This is a genomic window from Microbacterium bandirmense (assembly GCF_037204185.1).
Lineage (GTDB): Bacteria > Actinomycetota > Actinomycetes > Actinomycetales > Microbacteriaceae > Microbacterium > Microbacterium bandirmense.
Genome location: NZ_JBBDGM010000001.1, coordinates 382,947 through 388,964, shown reverse-complemented (window position 1 = coordinate 388,964; position 6,018 = coordinate 382,947). Strand labels below are relative to the sequence as shown.

The following is a 6,018-nucleotide window of genomic DNA, read 5'->3' as shown; positions in this document are numbered from 1 at the left end:
TTGCCGAGCGGTGCGAGGCCTATCGGCACACGGACAGGATGCCGGCCGCGAGCGCTCAGCCGGCGAGGGGTCCGTCGCAGAGGAGAGCGACGTCGGTGTCGGGCAGAGCCGTGAGGCCAGCGCATCGCGCGACCACCAGAACCGAACAGCCCCTGACCTGCGTTTCCGCAGGTCAGGGGCGGTTCGCCGGAGCCGCCTGTCGGAATCGAACCGACGACCTCATCATGTCGGCTTTGCGTCTATCGCTTGATGCGCCCACTGGGCGAACGAGCCGCTGACCTGCGCAAACGCCGAGCGTGGGGGACGCCGCCATCCGGTGGTGACCGACGACGACCGACCAGTACCGGCCGCGGCAGCGGCCAGTTCCATGTTCAGCATCGTTCTTCCCCGGATTTCCGGGGGACAGAGTCTCTCTCAAGTACCACCAGTTGTCAGGCTCTCAAGCACGAGCTGTACTACGGCGTCTGATCGCCCCCTCCGGCGCCCTGTGCGTACTCAGCAGAGCACGCGCAGGGCGCCCGGCTGTACGCGCACATCCAGGCGCGACACCTCACCGGCTTCCTCGCCGTCGATCTCGAACGCGACGGCTGTCGGGAGCGAGACGCGGATGGTCGCGCCGGTCAGGTTCATGGCGGCATCCGTGCTCACCGTGTCGTCGGTGCCGCCGAGCAGACGTCGGATGCCGTTGTCCCAGACGATCGTACGCAGCGTCTGCGCCCACTGGCCGACGTTCTCGGCGCTCACCAGCAGCAGGTCCAGCCGGCCGTCATCGGGCACGGCGTCGGGCAGCAGGGTCACACCGCCCTGGATCGCGCCGCAGTTGCCGATCAGCAGGGTGTGCCCGGGGAGCACCTGCTGCTCGCCGTCGTCGAGCGTGATCGTGAACTCGACGGTCTCGGCCGCGGAGACCGCCCGGCCCATCGCCTCGACGTAGGCCAGCCATCCGGCCTTGTCCTTCAGGTCGTCGTCGGTCTCGGCGAGCATGTGCGCATCGAGACCGAACCCCACCATGACAAGGAATCCGGTCTCGTCCTGCTCGTCGTCGGCCCGGCTCCAGCCCATGTCGATGCGTCGCACTCGCCCGGTCGCGATGACGTCGAGCGCTTTCGGGATGCTGCCGAGCGGCACCCCCAGGTTGCGGGCCAGCAGGTTGCCGGTGCCCTGCGGCACGATGCCGAGAGCGGGGGCGTCCTCCCCTGCCTGGGCGAGGATCTCTGCGACCGTGCGGACGGTGCCGTCGCCGCCGACAGCGATGACGACGTCGCTGCCCGCGTCGACCGCCTCGGATGCCATCGCACGCCCCGGATCGTCGGCGCTGGTCTCCCACCACAGCGCCTCCGCATCCGCCGGCAGCGCGGCCGCCACTGCGGCGCGCAGCGCGTCTTCGTCAACCTTGGTCGGATTCCAGACGATGCCCCAACGCTGTGCCATGTACTCCCCCTGCGATCGGTGCTCAGCCGTAGAACTGCTTCTCGAAGACGCGCCTCGCCCTCCGCGTGACCCTGAGGTAGTCCTCATCCAGCAGGGTCGCGGCGCGATCAGGATATCCCAGCAGCCGGCCGACCCCGTCGAGCTCGCGCATCTCGCTGGGCAGCACGTCCCTGGTCTGACCGGTGAGCAGTGTCATCGCGGAGCGAAGCCGGCTGGCCAGCACCCAAGCCTCCCGCAGCCGCTCGGCGTCGGATGCGGGGAACAGATCGGCCAGCACAGCCGCATCGAGCGCCTGCATGGTCGAGGTGGTGCGCAGATCGGGTACCCGGTGCCCGTGCTGCAGCTGCAGCAGCTGCACCATCCACTCCACGTCGCTGAGCGTGCCCGGGCCGAGCTTGAGATGCCGTCGGGGGTCGGCGCCCTGCGGCAGCCGCTCCCCCTCGACCCGTGCCTTGATCCGCTTGATCTCGCGGATGCCCTGCTCGGAGACGGTCTCGGGGTATCGGATGCTGTCGGCGAGCTCGGTGAATTTCGCGATGAGCTTCAGACTGCCGGCGATCCCCCGCGCACGCAGCAGGGCCTGGGCCTCCCACGACAGCGACCAGCGGCGGTAGTACTGCGTGTAGGCGTCGATCGTCCGCACGATCGGACCGTTGCGGCCCTCCGGCCGCAGATCAGCGTCGAGGTCGAGCGGCAGCCGATGATCGGTGAGGTGCTCGCGCAGTCCGGCGACGATCTTCGCCGCATGCTGCTGTGCCCGCTGCGGTTCGACGCCGTTCGGGTCGTAGATGAACAGCACGTCGGCATCCGATCCGAAGCCGAGCTCGGCGCCCCCGAAGCGACCCATCGCGATGATCGAGAAGTCCATCGCGTCGTCCTCGGGCGGGACGATCTCGCGGCGCACGGCGCGCAGCGCCGCCTGGATCGTCGCCTCGGTGATCTCGGTGAGCGCCTTCGCCATCTCGTCGACGCCGAGATGGTCGAGCACGGCGCCGATCGCGGTGCGCAGCATTTCGCGGCGTCGCAGCGCCCGCACCGACGTCATCGCCGACTGGATCGTGCTGTGCCGGGTCTGGATCGCCCGCGCCTCTTCGTCGAGCGCCGTCCAGCCGCGAGGGCGCAGACTCGCGGGACTGTCGAGCCATGCGACCGACTCGGGGATCCACTCCATCAGCTCACCGACGTAGCGCGATTGCGAGAGCACCGCGGTGAGTCGCTGCGCGGCGCCCGAGGAGTCGCGCAGCATGCGCAGGAACCAGTGGGTGTCACCGAGCCGCTCACTGATCCGCCGGAAGGCGAGCAGGCCGTAGTCCGGGTCCGTGCCATCGGCGAACCAGCGGAGCATGACCGGCATCAGGTGCTTCTGGATGGCGGCCTTGCGGCTCAGCCCCGACGTCAGGGCGGCGATGTGCCTCAGCGCGCCCGCAGGGTCGCGGAATCCGATGGCGGCCAGGCGCGAACCGGCCTGCTCGGGCGACAGCATCCGCTCCTCGGCCGGCAGCGCCGCCACCGCCGCGAGCAGCGGACGGTAGAACAGGCGCGTGTGCTGCTCGCGCACATCCCGCCGCAGGTCGTCCCAGACACGCCGCAGCCCCGAGGCGCTGTCGGCGAGCCCCGTGGCACGGGCGAGTCGGCGCATGCCCTCGTCATCCTCGGGCAGCAGATGGGTGCGGGTGAGCTCCCGCAGCTGCAGGCGGTGCTCGAGCAGGCGCAGCACCCGGTACTGCTCACCGAACGAGCCGGCCTCGGCGCGACCGATGTAGCCGCCCTCGACCAGGGCATCCAGCGACTCGAGGGTGCCGCGAGTGCGCAGGCTCTCATCACTGAGCCCGTGCACCAGCTGCAGCAGCTGCACGGTGAACTCGATGTCGCGCAACCCGCCCGGCCCGAGCTTCAGCTGGTAGGGCAGCTCTTCGGCCGGGATGTGCTCGGTGACCCGCTCGCGCATGTTCTGCACGCTCTCGACGAAGTCGGCCCGTTCCGCGCTCGCCCACACCTTCGGCTGCACGCCGTCGATGTACGCGGCACCCAGTTCGGCGTCGCCGGCGATCGCCCTGGCCTTCAGCAGCGCCTGGAACTCCCAGCTCTTCGCCCACCGGTCGTAATAGGCCATGTGCGAGCCGAGCGAGCGCACCAGGGCGCCCTGCTTGCCCTCCGGGCGCAGCGCGGCATCGACCTCCCACAGTGGCGGCTCGACGCCGTACGCCGACAGCGCGCGCATGGCCTCCTGGGCGAGCCGGGTGGCGATGTCGACGGCACGGGCCTCGGAGACGACCGACTCATCGGCTGTCCCACCGACGAAGATCACGTCGACGTCGCTGAGGTAGTTCAGCTCGAGCGCGCCGGCCTTGCCCATCCCGATGATCGCGAGCCGCGTCGCCGCGATCTCTTCGGCAGTGCCGGTGCGACCGGACTCCCGCAGGGCCGTGCGCGCGATCGCGAGTGCGGCCTCCAGCGCTGCGCCCGCCGCATCGGCGAGAGCGGTGGAGACATCTGCGATCACCTCGAGAGGGGCATCGGATGCCACGTCGGCCGCAGCGATCTCGGCGAGGCACCGCCGATACTCGATCCGCAGTGCCGAGGTCGGGTCGACGGCGCGTGCGAAACCATCCGCGGCGTCGACGGCGGACAGCATGCGCTGGGTCAGCTCTGTGACATCGGGAAGCTCGGTGCGCAGCAGGATCGCCGCGGCGAAGTGCTCGGGATGGCGTTCGAAGAAGCCCGCCAGCCCCGAGGACGCTCCGAACAGCCGCCACGCGGCCGCCCGGGAATCCGGTGCTGACAGCACGTCGCGCACGCGACCGGCGTCCCGGCGCGCCACGCACACCAAGCCGTGGACGGCGCCGTCCGGATCAGCCGCCGACATCCCGTCGGCGAGCTCGGTGCGCTCCAGCCCCGTCAGCTCGGCGAGCTCCGTGAGATCGGCCGAGGCGCCGGTGAGCTGCACGAAGCCGAGCCTCGCCAGCGCCGACAGCGAGACGGACGCATCGGGGCGCGTCATGACCGCATTCAGAGCAGCCCGAGGTTGCTCTTGAGCTCGAACGGCGTGACCTGACCGCGGTACGCCTCCCATTCCTTGCGCTTGTTGAGCAGCACGTAGTTGAACACCTGCTCCCCCAGGGTCTCGGCGACGAGCTCGGAGTCCTGCATCAGCTCGAGCGCGTGGTCGAGGCTCGCCGGCAGCGGGGTGTACCCGAGGGCCCGCCGCTCGGCGTCGCTCAGCGACCACACGTTGTCCTCGGCCTCGGGCGGGAGCTCGTACTCCTCTTCGATGCCCTTGAGCCCGGCCGCGAGGATGAGAGCGTAGGCCAGGTAGGGGTTGGCGGCGGAGTCCAATCCGCGGTACTCGACGCGCGTGGACTGCGCCTTGTTGGGCTTGTACATCGGCACCCGCACGAGCGCCGAGCGGTTGGCGTGGCCCCAGGTCACGAAGCTCGGCGCCTCGTCACCGCCCCACAGACGCTTGTACGAGTTGACGAACTGGTTCGTGACGGCGGCGATCTCATTCGCGTGACGCAGCAGGCCGGCGATGAACCGGCGCCCGGTGAGCGAGAGCTGATACTCGGCACCGGGCTCATAGAACGCGTTCGCGTCGCCCTCGAACAGCGACAGGTGGGTGTGCATGCCGCTGCCGGGGTGGTCGTTCAGCGGCTTCGGCATGAAGGTCGCGTAGACGCCCTGCTCGATCGCCACCTCCTTGACGACGGTGCGGAAGGTCATGATGTTGTCGGCCGTGGTGAGCGCGTCGGCGTAGCGCAGGTCGATCTCGTTCTGCCCCGGGCCGCCCTCGTGGTGGCTGTACTCCACCGAGATCCCGAGGTCTTCGAGCATCCGCACCGCACTGCGGCGGAAGTCGTGCGCCGTGCCCCCCGGCACGTTGTCGAAGTAGCCGGCGCTGTCGACCGGCACCGGCCCGTCCGGTCCCAGCTGCGAGGACTTGAGCAGATAGAACTCGATCTCGGGGTGGGTGTAGAACGTGAAGCCGGCGTCGGCTGCCTTCGCGAGTGCGCGGCGCAGCACATGACGCGGGTCGGAGACGGCGGGACGCCCGTCGGGGGTCGTCAGATCGCAGAACATCCGGGCCGTGGGATCCACGTCACCGCGCCAGGGCAGGGTCTGGAAGGTCGACGGATCCGGCTGCGCGAGCAGGTCGGACTCGAAGGTGCGCGTGAGTCCTTCGATGGCCGACCCGTCGAAGCCGATGCCCTCGGCGAATGCGCCCTCGACCTCAGCCGGGGCGATCGCCACCGACTTTAGGGTGCCGATGACGTCGGTGAACCACAGGCGCACGAATTTGACGCCCCGCTCCTCGATGGTGCGCAGCACGAAGTCCCGCTGCTTGTCCACCGTCACTCCTTCTCTGCGGAGCCGGCCGAGCCCCATCCTTCTTCGGCGGCCTCGTCCTCGGCCCAGGCCCGGGAGCGCTCCTTCATCAGCTCCGGTGCCTGCGCGGCCTCGCCCTCGGTGTCGAAGGGCCCGACGCGATCGACGGAGGCGGACTGCATTCCGAACTCGACCTCGCCGGTCCTCAGGTTGTACCAGTACTTCTCGTCGCCGTCGGACATGTCAGCTCCTTCGTCGGGATCC

4 protein-coding genes are annotated in these 6,018 nt (G+C 69.7%); all 4 read right to left on the bottom strand.

Features of this window, described 5'->3' with window-relative positions:
* Window positions 1-495 precede the first annotated feature (495 nt).
* From WDU99_RS01985 to WDU99_RS01970, 4 genes are read right to left on the bottom strand one after another with little or no spacing between them, the layout of a single operon-like run.
* Window positions 496-1,431: a diacylglycerol/lipid kinase family protein gene (locus WDU99_RS01985; RefSeq protein ID WP_337330753.1), complete on the bottom strand. Its 936-nt coding sequence runs from the start codon at window positions 1,429-1,431 to the stop codon at window positions 496-498.
* 22 nt (window positions 1,432-1,453) lie between these two features.
* Window positions 1,454-4,432 carry a bifunctional [glutamine synthetase] adenylyltransferase/[glutamine synthetase]-adenylyl-L-tyrosine phosphorylase gene (locus WDU99_RS01980; protein ID WP_337330752.1) on the bottom strand — a complete coding sequence of 993 codons (2,979 nt, stop codon included), beginning with the start codon at window positions 4,430-4,432 and terminating at the stop codon, window positions 1,454-1,456.
* Window positions 4,433-4,440: 8 nt separating this feature from the next.
* Window positions 4,441-5,778, bottom strand: coding sequence for a glutamine synthetase family protein (locus WDU99_RS01975; protein ID WP_337330751.1), 1,338 nt, complete (start codon window positions 5,776-5,778; stop codon window positions 4,441-4,443).
* Window positions 5,779-5,780: 2 nt separating this feature from the next.
* A complete protein-coding gene (locus tag WDU99_RS01970) occupies window positions 5,781-5,996 on the bottom strand; it encodes an SPOR domain-containing protein (RefSeq protein ID WP_337330750.1) in 216 nt (71 codons plus the stop codon).
* Between the last annotated feature and the right edge of the window lie 22 nt (window positions 5,997-6,018).